The sequence below is a fragment of the Streptomyces sp. NPDC002888 genome, assembly GCF_042888465.1.
GTDB lineage: Bacteria > Actinomycetota > Actinomycetes > Streptomycetales > Streptomycetaceae > Streptomyces.
The window spans coordinates 67,534-83,833 of the sequence record NZ_JBIAPU010000014.1; the positions used below are offsets into that span (position 1 = coordinate 67,534).

Genomic DNA, 16,300 nt, shown 5'->3' on the forward strand with positions numbered 1-16,300 from the left:
ACATGAAGTTCCAAGGAGTGCTGTTCTTCCCGGTCACGCCGTTCTCCGCGGACGGCTCACTGGACGAGGAACGGCTCGCCCAGCACATCGAGTCGGGTGTCTCGGCCGGCGCGGGCGGCGTGTTCGTCGCCTGCGGGACCGGCGAGTTCCACGCCCTGACGCCCGAGGAGATCGAACGGGCCACGCGCGTGGCGGTCGAGACGACCGCAGGGCGCGTGCCCGTGCTGGCCGCCGCCGGCGGCCCGGCCCCCGTCGCCCGCGACCAGGCCGCCCGTGTGGCCCGCGCCGGCGCCGACGGCATCCTGCTGCTGCCGCCGTACCTGGTGACCGCACCCCAACAGGGCCTGGTGCGCTACGTCGAGGAGGCCACCGCCGCCACCGACCTCCCCGTCGTCTTCTACCAGCGCGGCACCGCCCGCCTCACCGCGAGCACCGCCGCCGAGATCGCCGCCCTGCCCAAGGTCGTCGGGCTCAAGGACGGCATCGGCGACATCGAGCGCATGCACCGCATCGTCCGGGCGGTGCGCGCCGTGCCGGGCACCGAGGGCTTCCAGTTCTTCAACGGCCTGCCCACCGCCGAGATGACCGCGCCCGCCTACCAGGGCATCGGCGTGGGCCTCTACTCCTCCGCCGTCTTCGCCTTCGCCCCGGAGATCGCTCTGGCCTTCCACCGGGCGCTCGCCACCGGCGACGAGACCCGGGTGACGACCCTCCTCGACGAGTTCTACGGCCCCCTCGTCGAACTCCGCGACGAGGTTCCCGGATACGCCGTGTCCCTCGTCAAGGCCGGCGTGACCATCCGCGGCCTGGACGTGGGCGGCGTACGGGCGCCTTTGCTCGATCCCACGCCGGAGCACGTCGCCCGGCTCGCGAAACTCATCGACCACGGCCTGGAGGTGGTCGGCGCATGAGCACCTCCGCCACCCGGATCCGGGAACTGGTCGTCACCCCCATCGCCTTCTCCGACCCGCCGCTGCTCAACTCCAATGGCGTCCACGAGCACCTCGCGCTGCGTGTGATTCTCCAACTCGTCCTGGAGGACGGCACGGTGGGACTCGGCGAGTCGCCCGGCGGCGAGGTGCGCCTCGAACGGCTGCTGACCGCGGCCAAGACGGTGGTCGGCCTGGACGTCTTCGACACCACGGCCGTCACCGCCGCGATCGACGCCGCCCTGCTGCCCACCGTGCCCAGCTCCCACGAACGCGGCTGGACCACCTCCGCCGTGGAGGTCGCCTGCCTCGACGCGCAGGGCAGACTGCTGGACCGCCCGGTCAGCGACCTGCTCGGCGGTACGGTCCGCGACTCGGTGCCGTTCGCCGCGTACCTCTTCTACAAGTGGGCCGAACACCCCGCCCTCGACGGCCGTCCGGCCATCGGCGACGACTGGGGCGAGGCCCTGGACCCGGCCGGGATCGTCGAGCAGGCCCGGCTGATGCAACAGCGGTACGGCTTCCGCTCGTTCAAGCTCAAGGGCGGCGTCTTCCCGCCGGACGAGGAGATCGCCGCGATCAGGGCGCTCGCGGAGGCCTTCCCCGGACAGCCGCTGCGCCTGGACCCCAACACGGCCTGGACGGTGGAGACCTCGCAGTACGTCGCGCGTGAACTGGACGGCGTACTCGAGTACTTGGAGGACCCCACCCAGGGCATCGACGGCATGGCGGAGGTGGCGAAGGAGTCGCCGCTGCCGCTGGCCACCAACATGTGCGTGATCGCCTGGGAGCATCTGCGGCCCGCGATCGAGCAGAACGCGATCCAGGTGCTCCTCACCGACCACCACTACTGGGGCGGCCTGCGCCGCACCCGTGAACTGGCCGCCGTCTGCGAGGCGTTCGGGATCGCCCTGTCCATGCACTCCAACTCGCACCTGGGCATCAGCCTCGCCGCCATGACCCATGTCGCCGCGGCCATCCCCAACCTCGACCACTCCTGCGACACCCACTACCCGTGGAACTCCGCCGACGACGTGATCGTCCCCGGCGTCCTGGAACTGCGCGACGGGGAGGTGAAGGTCCCCACCGGCCCCGGTCTCGGTGTCGAACTCGACCACGACGCCCTGGACCGGCTGCACCGCCGCTATGTCGACTCCGGGATGCGCGGCCGCGACGACACCGGCTACATGCGGCGGATCCAGCCGGAGTACGAACGGAGGCTGCCTCGCTGGTGAGAGTGGCGGTGCCTAGACTGCCGGGCATGGACGACACCTCGCTCGACCGGCTCGCGGCGGGCAAGTACCTGCTGGTCACCAGCTATCGGAAGAACGGCACCACCGTGCCCACCCCGGTGTGGGTGGTGCGCGACGGTGACGCCCTCGGCGTCTGGACGGCCGCGGACTCCTGGAAGGTGAAGCGGATCCGGGCCCGCGCAGACGTCCTCGTCGGGCCGTGCGACGTGCGCGGCAACCCGACCGGCGAGCAGGTCCCGGCCACCGCCGAGATCTGCGACGCGGCCACCACCGCCCACTACCGCACGCTCGTCGCGCGCAAGTACGGCATCCTCGGCCGGCTGACGCTCCTCGGGAGCCGGCTGCGCCGGGGTACCGAGGGGACCGTGGGCATCCGCGTGCGGCTGACATGAGAGAGGGGGGCACGGACCCGTGGTCCGTGCCCCCCTGTCGACAGGCGGGTTACGACGCGTCCAGCACCGTGCCCGTCAGCTCCGGCCCGCCCTGCTGCGGCTCACCGGAGTCGTCGACGTACCCGAAACGCACGGACTCCGCGGGCTCGGTCACCCGGTCGGCGACCGTGGGCACCGTGATCTCCGCGCCGGTCTGTCCGGCCGGGACGGCCCCCCACAGCCAGAGCGACTCCAGCTGGGACAGCGCGCGCTCCGGGTCCGGGGACTCACCGGACGACTCCCTGAGCCACTGCGGGTCGACGTCCTTGGTGGACAGCTCGGCACCGCTCGACACCGGCGCCACGGTGAACCCCGACCACAGATCCACGTCGGCGGCCTCGGACAGGGTCACCCGCCAGGTCAGCGGCTTGCCCTCGGTCACCCGGTCCGCGACCGGCGTCACGCCGATCCTGGGCATCGGGTCGTCGTTGAGCACGGCGACCCCACCGTGGTCCGAGCCGACGACCGCGTTCTGGACCGCCTTCACCAGCACGGAGTGCTCCACGTCGTAGGAGAAGCGCGTGTTGCCCTTCACCTGGACGGGGATGTCGACGGACTGGCCGCCGGACCGCACCGTCACCAGACGGTCCTTCGCCTTGCCGGTCGCCGGGTCGACCACATACAGCCGCACCTTGCCGCTGCCCTGGCCCGACACCTTCACCGGCACCTGGTACGTACGGACGCCGGAGTCGCCCTCCTCGACCGTCGTGCGGCCGACGTCGACACGCGGCAGCGCGGCCTCCGTGACGGCCGGAGTGCCCGGGCGCCAGCCCCAGGCGTCCATGAGCCACGCCTGGCCCTTCTGTGAACGGGGCGTCAGCTCCAGCGTCTTCACGTGCCGCAGGTCGAAGCCCCGCAGCGCGGCGGCCGCGAGCGGTACGCGCACCTCACGCGCCCAGTAGGAGGACGTCCGGTCGCTGCCGGGCAGCCCGTCCACCTTGATCCGGCCGAGGTTGGCCCGCTTCCCGGAGGTGTCGGTGAGAGACACGTCCAGCTGTGTGCCGGTGGTGTTCGGCGGCACGAAGACACGCAGCGCGAGGTTCTTGGCACCGGCCAGGGAGAGCGGCGTGGCGGGCTTGATGCGCGCCGCGGAGCCGGGCGAGGACCAGCGCAGCGCCACCGCGCGACGGCCGGTCTCCCGCTCGGTCGACCACTGGGCGAAGTGCGGCGACGACCCGGGCACGTCCTCGCCCAGGCAGGCGACCGCCGGGGCGGGGTCCGCGGCCGAGCACAGTCGGCCACCGGTCACCGTGACCGGCCCGTCGGGCAGCAGGCCGCCGCGCCGGCCCGCGCCGACGGCGTGCGTGAGCACGCGCGCCGGGTCGGCCGAAGGGGCCCGCTTGCCCGTGCCGTCGAGCAGCTCGCGCGCCCGGTCGTCGCCGGCGACGAACAGCCGGGCCGCGGCGGCGATGTAGGTGGCGCCGGCCTTGTGCTGCTGGTCGGCGGTCAGCCGGGTCCGGGCGCCCTTCGAGCAGACCCGGTCGGGGTGCTCCTCGTCCTCGTAGAAGTCGTCGTCGGCGGGCGCCTTGGCCTGCCCGGGAGTCCACTCGGTGTTGAAGAAGTTGTGGTTGGCGCCCACCACGTAGACCGCGCTGTGCAGCGCCGCGCCACGGCTGACCCCGCGGGTGCCGTCGACGAACACCTCGCCCTGGAGGTCGGAGACGTCGCCGTCGCAGCCGGGCAGGATCGTCACCGACGGTACGTCCGGGACCGGATTCTGGCCGAAGATCGTCGGTCCGATCAGCACGGTCCCGCGCACGTGCCAGCGCACGGGGCCGCGGTAGCCGTCCTGGTCGGCGGGCGCCGGATAGAGGCTGTCCATCGCGGCCCGGTTCACGCCCTCCCCGCCGCGCGAGTGCCCGACGAGCAGGACGCGATTCAGGTCCGTCCTGGGCGCGTTGCGCACAACCGCCGGGGCGGCGGACGGGTGGGCGGCCCAGTCGGCCCAGCGGGCGAGGTGCTGCCGCACGAGGGACGAACGCGCCTGCGCGCCGCCGTCCGCGGCGTCCCAGTCCTGGCCGTTGATGCCGTTGGCCGAGATGGACACCGTCATATAGCCCTGGGAAGCCAGGAGTTGCTGGTCGCGCAGGTAGCCCCGGTAGCTCGGGATCTGCTTCTCGCCGGCCTTGCACGGCCAGTTCCCGCTCACGTCGTCACCCTTGTAGCAGGTGCCGTGCCGGCCGTGCAGGAACAGGGCGAGCGGGCGCTTGCCGGTGGCGCCCTTCGGCGCCACCACGACGGCCTTCATCTCCACCGGGGCGGGGAATCCGGGCAGCTTCACGGAGTCGAGGTCGTACTCGCCGGTCGTCGTACGGAACGAGCCCGGCTTGCCGGGGTCGACGGCGCCCGCGGGCAGCGGGGCCGGCGGCTGCGCGGCGGCCAGGGAGTCGCGCTCGCGCGGGGCGGGGGTCTTCTCGTCGGCGTCCAACCGACGCCCCGCCGCCAGCACCTGAAGGTCGGTCAGCTTCGTCGCGTGGACGTCGGCGAGGTCCAGCCGGAAGGTCCGGCCGTCCTTCTCCGGTGCGGGCACGCCCAGCAGGCGGCCCCCGGCATGGAACTCCACACGCGCGTCCCCCATGGGAACGCGCTCCGGTGCGCGCCAGACCAACTCCCGCGCGTCACCCTCCCCGGTGATGCGCCAGCCCGGCGGAAGCCCGCCCTCGCTGTCGCTCACCGTCGTCAACGGCGCACCCCCGGGCGGCTGTTGAGCCTGCGCCAGTCCTGGCGACGCCGCCAGGGCGGCCAGAACCGCCACGGCGGTGACACCTATTCGCCGGGCACGGATCAATGGTCCCCTCCTCGAACCCCGAGCGCGGGCGGCCCCGTCGGTCCAGGGAGCCTCACGCGTCCCGGATGACGGCAGAAGGCCCCTGTGGGTTGCCTGTGAGGGGAAGCAGGCCCGAACCCACCGACACGATCAAGCCAAGGCGGGCCGCCGCGTCGTCACGGAGAAGCCCAAGACGTCGACGCGGACCACTGTGCCCGCCGCCGCGCCCTTGTCGCCGACGGCGTCAGCGCCACGCCCGGTACGGCTCGTCCAGCAGTTGGAAGACCGGCTCGCCGCGGACCGGGTCCTTGGCCGTGGACAGGCGTACCCGGTCACCGCTGTGGATGCCGATGGGCGGGCCCATGACCCGGCCCCGCACCACGAAGCCCTCGGCCATCTCGACCAGGGACACGTTGCGCGCGGCGGGGGTGTTGCGGTGCACCACGGTGGAGTGGCGGACCGTGCCCGTGCCCTCGCTGCGCTCCGTGCGCAGGTCGCTGCCCCGGCACACGGGGCACAGCAGCCGGTGGTACATGGCGCTGGCGCACCACGTGCAGCGCTGGAAGAGGATGGCATCCGAGGTCGAGGTCGAGACCGAGCCCGGGGCCAGAGGATCGAGGAGGCCCGTCGCAAAACCGGCTGCCTGCTGAACGGCGCTTCCTGAGTGGTGGTACACGCTGGTCAACTCCCTGCGCTCGGGCGGAATCCCGCGTGCACGGCCACCGAGCACGCCTGTGCGCGGTCGACCGTGCCACCGCGCACGGCATCAGCGTATGGCACTGAGTGTCAGTCGTAAAGGCACTGCGTTCCCTTAATCTTCCCCGATCGCGTCGGGGTCAGGCGCGCCCCAGCGCCGTCTCGATCTCCTGCACCACCCGCCACAGGGGCGCCTCGCGCCGGGAGACGACCACGACCACGTCGTCGGGCCGCTCGTCGGTGAGCGACGCCACGTGGACGTTCACGGGAGGTGTGCCGAAGGCGGACTGCACGTATCCCAGGGCGTGGTCGACCGTGGCGCCCGCGTCGCTGCGGCCGTCCGAACGCAGCCAGGAGCGCAGGGCGTTGTTGTGCGCGGCCACCACGGCGGCCGCGATCACGTCCGCCCGCAGATTCCCGTCGGGCCGGCCGGCGAAGCGCCCGCGCAGGTACTCGGCGAGGGCCCGCTCGTAGCGCCACACCACCGACAGTTCGTACGCCCGCAGCCCGGGCACCTTCTTGGTGAGCCGGTAGCGCTGCACGGAGAAGGCCGGGTTCTCGGCGTACATCCCCAGCACCAGCCGGGCCGCGTCGCACACCCGCAGCACCGGCTCGTGCCCCTCGTCGCTCGCGGCGAGGAAGGCCGTCATGTCGGCGAGACAGCGCTCGTGGTCCGGGAAGACCACGTCCTCCTTGGAGGGGAAGTAGCGGAAGAACGAGCGTCGTCCGACGCCGGCGAGCGCCACGATGTCGTCGACGGTGGTCTGCTCGTAGCCCCGCTCCAGGAAGAGCTGGAAGGCCGCTGCGACCAGGGCGTCCCGCATGGGCGGCTTCGCGGACGCCGCCTCGGCGCTGCTGCTGGAGCTCATGAACGGGAACGTAGCACCTGACCGGCAGCCATGGCACTCAGTTCCCTCCAGGCGCCCTCGACGGGGAACTGAGTGCCCTTCATGACCCGCTGGAGGTCAGAACCGCTCGGCCGCCTCCACGACGTTCGTCAGCAGCATGGCCCGGGTCATCGGCCCCACACCGCCCACCGGCGGCGCGTACGACCCGGCGACATCGTGCACATCCGGGTGGACGTCACCCAGGACACCCTCCACCGTGCGCGTGAGGCCCACGGACAGCACCGTCGCGCCCGGCTTGATCCAGTCCGGGGTGACCAGGTGCGCCACACCGGCCGCGGCCACGACGACATCGGCCACGCGCGTGTGCGCGGCGACGTCCTGGGTGGCCTCGTGGCACAGGGTCACCGTGGCGTGCTCGGTGCTGCGGGTCAGCATCAGGCCGAGCGGGCGGCCCACCGTGATCCCGCAGCCGATGACGCAGAACTGCTGGCCGGTGATGGGCACGTGGTTGCGGCGCAGCAGGTCGATGATGCCGCGCGGGGTGCAGGGGAGCGGCGCCGGTATGCCCAGCACCAGACGGCCGAGGTTCGCCGGGTGCAGCCCGTCGGCGTCCTTCGCGGGGTCGATCAGCTCCAGCACGGCGTGGGTGTCGATGTGGGCGGGCAGCGGCAGCTGGACGATGAAGCCGGTGCACGCCGGGTCGGCGTTGAGGCGGAGCACCGCGGCCTCGACGTCGGCCTGGGAGGCGGTGGCGGGCAGCTCCACCCGGATCGAGGCGATCCCGACCTGCGCGCAGTCACGGTGCTTGCCGCCCACGTAACTGCGGCTGCCCGGGTCGTCGCCGACCAGGATGGTGCCGAGGCCAGGGGTGACGCCCCGGTCCTTGAGCGCCTGGACGCGCAGGGCGAGTTCGTCCTTGATGTCGGCCGCGGCGGCCTTACCGTCGAGCAGTGTTGCGGTGGTCACGGGAGTCGCGAACCCTTCGGGAGACTCGGGAGAAGACTCGGAGGAGGACGCGGAGAAGATCCGGGGAGGACGACGGTGTCCGGGACCCGGCACGCACGCCCCGGCCCTCGATGTGCCATCGTACGGCCCGCGCCGGGCCCGCCCCGCAGGCGAAGTAACCTTTCGGCGCCGTGCCGCCCCGCGGTATCCGCCCGCCGTGCCCCCACCGCGCCTCCGAGGAGACCCCGCATGACCCGCCCCCGCCTCCTCTACGTCACCGACCTCGCGTACCCGGCCCGCGGGCGCCGCTACTGCGACGAGGACATCCACCTCACCGCCCGCCTCCGCGAGGACTTCGACCTGGCGCTGTGCCACCCGATCGACGCGGTCGCTCTCATGGACGCCTTCGACGCCGTCGTCGTCCGCAACAGCGGCCCCGTACTGTCGTACCAGGCGGCCTACGAGGACTTCCGCGAGCGCGCGGTCCGCGGCGGCACCCGCGTCTACAACCCGCTCACCGGCAAGGCCGACATGGCAGGCAAGCAGTACCTCCTGGACCTCAGCGCCGCGGGCCGGCCGGTGATACCCACCGTCGACCGCCTCGCGGACCTGCACCGCCTCCCGGAGACCGACCGCTACGTCGTCAAGCCCAAACTCGGCGCCGACTCCCTCGGCCTGAGCATCGTCACCGCCGACCGCCTGCCCGGCCTCGTCGACGGCACCGTCCTGGTCCAGCCGTGCGTCGACTTCGCCTACGAGGTCTCGTTCTACTTCGTCGACCACGAATTCCTGTACGCCCTGTACGCCCCGTACCCCGACCGGCGCTGGCAACTGGAGCCGTACGCGCCCACCCCGGACGACCTGGAGTTCGCCCGCGGCTTCGTCGAGTGGAACGGCCTCGGCCATGGCGTGCAGCGCGTCGACGCCTGCCGCGCCCCCGGCGGCGAGCTGCTGCTGGTCGAACTCGAGGACCTCAACCCCTACCTGTCCCTGGACGCCCTCGACGACGAGGGCCGCGACGCCTTCGTGACGGCCCTGAAGGAATCCCTGCGGCGCTTTCTCGACAGCTGAAGCCCGGCTGAGGCCCGACTGAACCAGGGCGGCGGCACGCGCGTATCTCTCCTCGGGGATCCACGGGACGGAAGGAGAGCAGCGTGCCGACACCGGAGGAACCCGGGGAGCCGGACGACCGCCCACCCCTCGAACCCATCCGCGTGCTGCGGCTGCGCCGCACGGACGCCCTCGCGGAGCTGTTCAAGGAGCTGACGCAGAACACCGGCGAGTACGAGGCCGTACGACTGCCCGAACCGGCGCCCGGAGCCGAGGCCGAGACGCAGGAGCTGCCTCCCGTGTCCACCGGCCGCCGCGAACCGCCACCCCGCCACCGCCCCCGACCCCGCCGTACCGCGCTCGCGGCGGCCTGCGTCCTCGCGGCGGCACTCGTCGGCTTCGGCTGTGCCTTCCTGCTGCCCGGCGGCGGCACCGCCGACACCGCCGCGCCCGCGCCCCCGACGACGAGCGCCCCCGCCCCGGCCGCCCCGACCTCCCCGCCGCCCTCCACCGACCCCGACGGCGCCGGCACCCTGCGCGAGGGGGCCTCCGGCCCCGAGGTCACCGACCTCCAGCAACGCCTCCTGCGCATCCCCGACGTCTATGCCCACGGCCCCACCGACGGCCGCTACGACACCGTCCTCACCGAGGCCGTGGCCCGCTTCCAGCTCTGGTACGGCATCCGTGGCGACGAGACCGGCGTCTACGGCGACGACACGCGACGTGACCTGGAGTCCCGTACGAGTGGAAGCTGACCGACGCGCCGAGTCGAACGGCGGGCAACGCCGGGGAAAAACGGCGGTACCGACGGAGAGCCGGGCGTCATCATGGAGCCGATGAACGGTCCCCGCGCGTGCCTACGGCGACGCCTCGTCCGCGTCGTCGCCCGCATCCAGCGGAACCCGGATGTCGAGCACGCACACGTCGTCCTGCTGCTCGCTCTCCAGCATCGCCGCCAGCAGCCGGTCGAGGGCGCCCGGCCGGTCCGAGGAACGGTCGCCCACGGCCCGGGCCAGCCGTTCCAGACCCCGGTCGATGCTCTCCGCGGCCCGCTCGACCAGACCGTCGGTGTACATCACGAGCCGGTCGCCGGGCTGGAGCCGGCACTCCGCCTCCTCGTAGACCGGCGTGGTGCACGCCCCGAGCAGGATGCCGCGCGGACGCCCGAGGTAGCGCACCTCGCCGTCCCGCTGCAGCAGCGGCGGCGGATGGCCCGCCTGTGCCCAGATCAGCCGCCGCTCATCGGGGTTGTAGCGGGCCAGGACGATCGTCGCCGTGCCCTGGGAGTCGCGGGAGTGCAGCAGCAGGGTGTTGAGCCGGGCCAGGGCGCCGGTCAGCGACGAGCCCGTGATGACCATGCCCTTTGCGGTGAAGCGGAGCTGGGCCATCGTGGCGACCGCGTCGATGCCGTGACCGGCGACGTCACCGACCACGAACAGGGCGTCCCCGTCGGGCAGTTCGATGGCGCTGAACCAGTCGCCGCCCACGTTGAGCCCCGACTGGGCGGGCAGGTAGGCGACCTCGACGGCCAGTCCGGCGGGCCGCACCGCCTTCTTCGGCAGGGGCAGCAGCGCGTGCTGGAGCCGTGCGGCCAGGGTCCGTTCGGCCTGGAGCACGCCGTGCTGGGTCAGGATCGCCCGCTCGGACTCGACGAGGGCCAGTTCGGCGCTGCGCTGCGCGGTGAGGTCCTGAACAAACCCGTGCACCTCGACCGGGACGCCGTGCATGTCCGCCACCGCCTCGGCGACGGCCCGCAGATGGCGGACGCCCGTCCTGGTGCGGGCGCGGAAGGGGAGGTCGAACGGCCGCCCCGCGTCGACGAGTTCCGCGACGGCGCGGGTCAGCGCGGGCACGTCCTCGGGCAGGGCCAGGGAGGGCATCTCCGGCAGACGGACGGCGCCGTCGGCGGGATCCCGGTCGAAGAGGGCGAACACCTGGGACGACCAGCTGACCTCGTCCGTGACCAGGTTCCAGTTCGCCCAGCCGAGGTTGCCCAGCCGCTGCACGTCCGCCAGCCGCTGCTCCTGCCGGTCCGAGGGCTCGTGCCGGATCCACGTGACGATCAACCCGTCGCCCAGTTTCGCCACCCGTACGGAGTACGTGGACAGTTCGGTCACGCCCGCCACGACGTGCTGCCGTGCGAACGGCTGGCCCTCGTACGGCTCGCCGGTGGCCAGCGCGCGCAGACAACCCTGCCACAGCGCCTCGCTCGCCACGGCCGGCCAGCACTCGAGGAACCGCAAGCCCACCAGCTCGCGGCCGCTGCGGCCGACGCCGTCGGCCGTCTCCGCGGTCGCGGCGTCGATGCGGTAGTCCTCGATCTCGCCCGACGGGGCGCGCAGCGCGCTGAGCAGGACGGCCGCGCCCGGCAGCCCGTCGAACACCGCCTGAACCGTGTCGGCGGCGCCTTCGCCGGGAGGCTGGTGCCGGACGTCGACGGCGCGCAGCCAGCCCGCGCAGAGCCGGGCAGTGGCGCGCAACTGCCCCCGGACGGAGGGCGGGAACGGCCCGTCGTGGCCGCGCAGGACGCCGAGGACGAGGTCGGCCGAGCCGCCGGGCGGCACGGGCAGCCAGGCACGGGACCCCCACCGCTCCGGCGGGTCCCCGATCAGCAGGTACTGCTCGCGGTCCTTCTCGATGTCCTCGAGCCACCGCTCCCGACCGGTCCGCAGGGCGTCCAGCGCGGCGATGCCGCTCAGCGGCGGCACCTGGCGCCACTGGGCGGCCAGGGTTTCGTCGATGCCGGCGTGACCGACGAGTTCGAGCCCGCCGGCGGGCAGCCGGGCGTATACCATGACCGCCTCGGCACCCGTGTCCGGCGCGAGGTGTTCGAGCAGGCACCGGGCGAGATCCTGGGTGCCGCCGACCCGGGCGAGGGCCTGGGCGAGGCGGCCGAGCGTGGCGGAGTCGTCGTCCGTGACCGGGTCCGACGCGTCGGAGGCGGTCTCGGCGGTCTCGGCTCCGGCCTCGTTCGGCCCCATGTCGGGAAGGGTGGCGCGCAGGGGCGGCGCCAGGTTGCCGAGCGTGATCCAGCATTCCTCGAGGAGCGTGCGGTGCGCCGCCTTGGCGCGCTGCTGGAGATCCTCGTGCGCCGCGTCGGGGGTGCACCCGGTCAGCGCCATCAGCGCGCCCTTGGCCCGCTCCAGCACGGCCGAGACGGCGGCGAGGTCCTGGAGCCGGTCCATCTCGGCGCGCTGTCGTGCCACGACTCTGGTCAGCGCGACCAGGTCGGGTACGGCACCCGGTTCCGCCGGGACGGCGGGTTCGCTCGTCACGCGACGAGCATGGCACATGGAGTCCCGATCGACTGCTGCCTTGACCTTCTTCCGATTCACTCGCACGTGCCAGGACGTGCCGTTTTCCCCGGCTCGTAGCCGCCCTCTCAGCGGTGGGGCGGCGGGTACAGCCACAGCCGCAGCATCCGACTGAGCAGTGGCATGACGACGAAGGTGAGCGTCGGCAGCAGCACCAGTGGGAAGACGGCGGCGCGCAGGGGCAGGGGCCAGCTCGCCGTGTGGGGCGTCACCAGCCACTGGATCAGCAGCGTGAACGGGTAGGCGCCGAGGAAGGTGGTGAGCACCATCTTCCACTTCGGCGGCGACTGCACCGAGGTGCCGGGCAGGCTGAACCAGGTCTCCATCCCGCTGGTCGACTGCCGGTCACTGCTGACCTCCGAGGCGACGCCCTCGATCCGCGCGTGCCACTCGGCCCGTTCGTCGGACTCCAGCCAGGCCGTGAGCCGGTGCGGATCGCTGAAGCGGATCACCGCGTGGTAGCGGTGGCCGCCGTCCTCGGGGCGCAGCCAGGCGACGCCCTGGTTGCCCGGGAACCGAAGGGCGCAGCGGGTGACCTGGTGCGTCCACTCCTCGAACTCGTGCTCGTGGCCGGGGCGTACCTGCCAGGTCAGGACGGTGGTCACCGGTTCGCGTCGGGTGGTGGTGCTCATGCTCACCACGGGTGCCACGCGTGGCGGCGGTCATGCCTGCCCGGGCGAGGGCGGTCGGATGTGGCCGGGCGGGGCCGGATCAGTCGTGCCGTAGGGGCCGGGGCCGTCAGCGGGTGGTGCCGTGGTCCATCAGGGCCTGGCTGACCGCGCGGACGCTGCGGGCGATGTGCTGGAGCTGCATGACCTCGGCCGCGTACAGCTTGATGGTGTGCTCGATGACGGACTCCGGGAGGCCGAGGCGCGGGAGATCGGCGCGCGCGGTCTGCAGGGCGGTGCGGGCGACCCGTATCTCCTGCTGGACCTGGATCTGAGCGTGACGGGCGAGCAGCACGGGATGGCGCAGGAAGAGGGGGTAGCTGGCGTAGCGGGCCGGCACGAGTTCGCGCAGCCACTTGGCCGCCGAGCGCTCCCAGTCGTAGCTGCCGGGGGACTTGACCTGGCACGGCCAGTCCGGGGTGATCCGCGTGATCGTCGTCAGTGCCATGTTCGTCGCTTCCGGTGTGCGGGTCGGAGGGGTGGTCCGACGGGGCGGGCGGCCCCGGTCCAGGGGATGACCGGGGCCGCCGAGGGCGCTCGCGCAGGCGATGCCCCGAACACCCATGGCGCCGACGTGGGTAGGGACGGCGGCTCCGGGCGTTCGTCGTGGAGCCCTGTGCGGGCGGTGCGGCCGTGAGCAGTATTTATATATGCCGTCGCCTTTGCAAGGCGTATGAAAACATTCATGCGTGATTTAGGTGGAAGGCACCCTATGTCAACAATGCGGCTGCTCACCGATGGGCTCAGTCCCGGAGGAAGAAGTGGTGCTCCTCCGCGATCTGCTCGTACTCCTCGAGCCGGGCCTGGGTACGCTCGGGGCCGGCGTCCGTCATGGCCTGGAGCAGCGCGGCGGCCATCACGCCCGTGGCGGCGTACGAGTCGAAGACCAGCCGCGAACCGGTACCGGTGGCGAAGGTGACGTCGGCCTCGTCGGCCACCGGACCGAGCGCCAGATCGGTGACCAGGGCGACCCGCAGCCCCGCCCTGCGGGCGACCCGGACCGCGGTCAGCGTCTCCTGGGCGTGCCGGGGCATCGAGAACGCCAGCACCCAGGTGCCGCCCGCCTCACGGGACTGCAGCAGGGCGTCGTACGCGACGCTGCCGCCCCGGTTCACCAGCCGCACATCGGGGTGGACACGGCGCGCCGCGTAGGCGAAGTACTCGGCGAGGGAGGCCGAGATGCGCAGGCCGAGGACGGTCAGGGGGGTCGACTGGGACAGCTTGCGGCCGGTGTCGATGACCTGGTCGGGGTCGGCGAAGTCCCGGCGCAGGTTCTCCAGGTTCGTGATCTCGGCGTCGACGGCCGCCTGCAGCTCGTTACTCTTGTCCTCCTCGGCCGCGCCCCCGCCGGCGAGGCTGCCGAGGGCGATCGACTGGAGCTTCTCGCGCAGTGCCGGGTAGCCGCTGAAGCCCACCGCCCCGGCGAACCGCGTCACCGAGGGCTGGCTGACGCCGACACGCTCGGCCAGGTCGGTGATGGAGAGGAACGCCGCCTCGGTGATGTGTTCGATCAGGTACTGGGCGATGCGCCGCTGACCCGGAGACAGATGGGGCCCGTCGAAGAGCGCCCTGAGTTGGGAAGTCGGGGCGGCCTCCGCCTGCGGAACCGTCTTTCCCGAGGTGATCGCGGATGCCTGTGCGCGTGCCTGCTGCGGCGATGGCACCGGTGCGCCTCCTTTGTCTTCCACGAGAACTCAACATAGCTCAGCCGCTCACCTGCGGTAGATCGTGATCGAGTGGCCCACCTCGTCGACCGGACGAGCGCTGTCGATCAACCCGGCCAGCCACCCCTGCGCCTTGGCCACCGCGGTGTCGGACACCACCAGCAGCCCGCGCACCCGGTCCGCGGGCACCCCGCGCGGCTCGGACGCCTCGATGCCGTAGTACGACGGCACACCGCTGCCCTTGTACACCAGCCAGACCCGCTCGCCCGGGTACCGCTCGCGCAGCCGGTCCGCCAGCCGGCCCAGGTCCTGGCCCCAGTCCACGTTGGAGTCGTGCAGTCGCAGATGCGTCTTCGCCGGCCCGCCGAACGCCTCGTTGGAGTACGGCAGGTAGTACGGGAAGGTCCGCAGCGAGCTGACCGCCACGAACGCCATCAGCACCCCCGCCACCACCGGGCCCCAGCGCCACCGCACCGCGAGCACAGACCCCGCCGCCACCGCCAGGAACATCGGCAGGAAGATCGCGTACCGGGTGCCGAAGTCCCGCGCCCCCTCCATGGCCACCGCCAGCAGCACCGCGGCCGGGAGCAGCACATAGGGCGCCGCGGGCCGCAGCCGTCGTACCGCCACCATCGCGACCGCACCGGCCGCCCACAGGACGAGCATGCCGAGCGGGGTCTTCACCAGCAGCGCGGCCGGCAGGTAGTACCAGCGCGAGCCGTCGTACAGACGGCCGAACAGGAAGCCCTCCCACGGCCGGTTCTCCATCCAGAACTGGATGCGCATACCGTCCCGGTAGGCCTCCGGGAACGGCAGCAGCTGCACCAGCAACGCGCGTTTTCCGCGTACGAGGGGCACGGGCTGCTGCGGCTCCCACCGCAGCCTGGGGTCGACCAGCAGATACACCGCCCATACGACGGCGACGGCCGTCACCGCCACGATCACCGCCCGCAGCAGCGCCCGCGGCCAGTTCGTGGCGCGCCCGCGCCACGCGGTCAGGGCGGCCAGCCCCACCAGCACCGCGGCGGCCGGCAGCGCGCTCATCTTGGTGGCCAGGGCCGCACCGAGCGCCACCCCGGCGAGCGGCACATGGAGGCGGGGCCGCCGGCGCGCCCGCCACAGCAGCCACACCGACGTCAGCAGGAAACCGGCCACGGGGACGTCGAGCGTGGCCAGCGAACCGTGCGCGATCAGGTCGGGGGAGAAGGAGTACAGGGCCAGGCCGGCCAGTCCGGCCGCCCGGCCGGCGAGATCGCGGGCGAAGGCGAACACGACCAGACCGAACAGCAGCGTCAGCACGATCACCGGCAGCCGGGCCCAGAGCATCAGCCGCCAGGGGTCGTTGCCCGACTCGTACAGCAGCCGCTGCCCGAACTCCTCCTGGGTGTCGGCCGGTGACGGATCGAGGTGCGGACCGGCGAGCGCCACCCCGACGCCGATGACCAGCTTCCCCAGTGGGGGGTGCTCGGGGTTGTAGCGCACCCGGTGCTCGTGCAGGGAGTCGGCGGCCGCCCCGACGTAGACCGGCTCGTCGATGGTCGGCGTCTGCCGGACGGCCGTGGTGACCATGGCGACGGCCATCTGCGCGAGCAGCACCACGACGAGGAGCGGCACGAGCCACGGTCCGCGGAGCCGGCCGGACGACCGCGAGAGGGGCACCCGGGGCAAAGTCTGCGGCGTTTCCGGGTCGAGAACCGTGTGCTGTGCGTTCGCCATCATCCGCCCCGCGGCGACA

Annotated in this window: 14 protein-coding genes; 5 read left to right on the forward strand and 9 right to left on the reverse strand. The window is 72.6% G+C overall.

The window, feature by feature from the left end; genetic code table 11:
* The first annotated feature begins 2 nt into the window (after positions 1-2).
* The 3 genes from ACFYWX_RS23055 to ACFYWX_RS23065 are packed head-to-tail and all read left to right on the forward strand — an operon-like array spanning position 3 to position 2,574.
* The gene (locus tag ACFYWX_RS23055; RefSeq protein ID WP_389425946.1) at positions 3-911 is read left to right on the forward strand and encodes a 5-dehydro-4-deoxyglucarate dehydratase; all 909 of its coding nucleotides are present in this window, start codon (positions 3-5) and stop codon (positions 909-911) included.
* Positions 908-2,164 (forward strand): glucarate dehydratase family protein, encoded by a 1,257-nt coding sequence (locus ACFYWX_RS23060; RefSeq protein ID WP_389425947.1) that lies wholly within the window; start codon positions 908-910, stop codon positions 2,162-2,164. Before ACFYWX_RS23055 ends, ACFYWX_RS23060 begins: the two co-directional genes overlap by 4 nt.
* Before the next feature lie 26 nt (positions 2,165-2,190).
* Entirely contained in the window at positions 2,191-2,574 is a 384-nt protein-coding gene (locus ACFYWX_RS23065; RefSeq protein WP_389425948.1) for a PPOX class F420-dependent oxidoreductase, read from the forward strand.
* A gap of 49 nt (positions 2,575-2,623) precedes the next feature.
* Here ACFYWX_RS23065 and ACFYWX_RS23070 read toward each other — a convergent pair whose 3' ends face one another.
* The 4 genes from ACFYWX_RS23070 to ACFYWX_RS23085 form a co-directional block, all read right to left on the reverse strand.
* On the reverse strand, positions 2,624-5,401 hold the full coding sequence (locus tag ACFYWX_RS23070) for a hypothetical protein (protein ID WP_389425949.1): 2,778 nt from the start codon (positions 5,399-5,401) through the stop codon (positions 2,624-2,626).
* Between the two features lie 223 nt (positions 5,402-5,624).
* Entirely contained in the window at positions 5,625-6,056 is a 432-nt protein-coding gene (locus tag ACFYWX_RS23075; RefSeq protein WP_389425950.1) for a Zn-ribbon domain-containing OB-fold protein, read from the reverse strand.
* 160 nt (positions 6,057-6,216) lie between these two features.
* Positions 6,217-6,945 carry a TetR family transcriptional regulator gene (locus ACFYWX_RS23080; protein WP_389425951.1) on the reverse strand — a complete coding sequence of 243 codons (729 nt, stop codon included), beginning with the start codon at positions 6,943-6,945 and terminating at the stop codon, positions 6,217-6,219.
* Positions 6,946-7,041: 96 nt separating this feature from the next.
* The gene (locus ACFYWX_RS23085) at positions 7,042-7,890 is read right to left on the reverse strand and encodes a bifunctional methylenetetrahydrofolate dehydrogenase/methenyltetrahydrofolate cyclohydrolase (RefSeq protein WP_389425952.1); all 849 of its coding nucleotides are present in this window, start codon (positions 7,888-7,890) and stop codon (positions 7,042-7,044) included.
* A gap of 228 nt (positions 7,891-8,118) precedes the next feature.
* Between ACFYWX_RS23085 and ACFYWX_RS23090 the strand changes: the two genes are divergently transcribed.
* Both ACFYWX_RS23090 and ACFYWX_RS23095 read left to right on the forward strand, forming a co-directional pair.
* Entirely contained in the window at positions 8,119-8,940 is an 822-nt protein-coding gene (locus ACFYWX_RS23090) for a hypothetical protein (RefSeq protein ID WP_389425953.1), read from the forward strand.
* A gap of 83 nt (positions 8,941-9,023) precedes the next feature.
* The gene (locus ACFYWX_RS23095; protein ID WP_389425954.1) at positions 9,024-9,674 is read left to right on the forward strand and encodes a peptidoglycan-binding protein; all 651 of its coding nucleotides are present in this window, start codon (positions 9,024-9,026) and stop codon (positions 9,672-9,674) included.
* A 102-nt stretch (positions 9,675-9,776) separates the two neighbouring features.
* Here the strand turns inward: ACFYWX_RS23095 and ACFYWX_RS23100 are convergent, their stop codons facing one another.
* The 5 genes from ACFYWX_RS23100 to ACFYWX_RS23120 form a co-directional block, all read right to left on the reverse strand.
* The gene (locus ACFYWX_RS23100; protein ID WP_389425955.1) at positions 9,777-12,212 is read right to left on the reverse strand and encodes a SpoIIE family protein phosphatase; all 2,436 of its coding nucleotides are present in this window, start codon (positions 12,210-12,212) and stop codon (positions 9,777-9,779) included.
* 89 nt (positions 12,213-12,301) lie between these two features.
* Positions 12,302-12,865, reverse strand: a complete 564-nt coding sequence (locus ACFYWX_RS23105) for an antibiotic biosynthesis monooxygenase (protein WP_389425956.1) — start codon at positions 12,863-12,865, stop codon at positions 12,302-12,304.
* Positions 12,866-12,971: 106 nt separating this feature from the next.
* Positions 12,972-13,349, reverse strand: coding sequence for a hypothetical protein (locus ACFYWX_RS23110; protein WP_389425957.1), 378 nt, complete (start codon positions 13,347-13,349; stop codon positions 12,972-12,974).
* A 295-nt stretch (positions 13,350-13,644) separates the two neighbouring features.
* Positions 13,645-14,565 carry a MurR/RpiR family transcriptional regulator gene (locus ACFYWX_RS23115; RefSeq protein WP_389425958.1) on the reverse strand — a complete coding sequence of 307 codons (921 nt, stop codon included), beginning with the start codon at positions 14,563-14,565 and terminating at the stop codon, positions 13,645-13,647.
* A 48-nt stretch (positions 14,566-14,613) separates the two neighbouring features.
* On the reverse strand, positions 14,614-16,284 hold the full coding sequence (locus ACFYWX_RS23120; RefSeq protein ID WP_389425959.1) for an ArnT family glycosyltransferase: 1,671 nt from the start codon (positions 16,282-16,284) through the stop codon (positions 14,614-14,616).
* Positions 16,285-16,300: the final 16 nt, after the last annotated feature.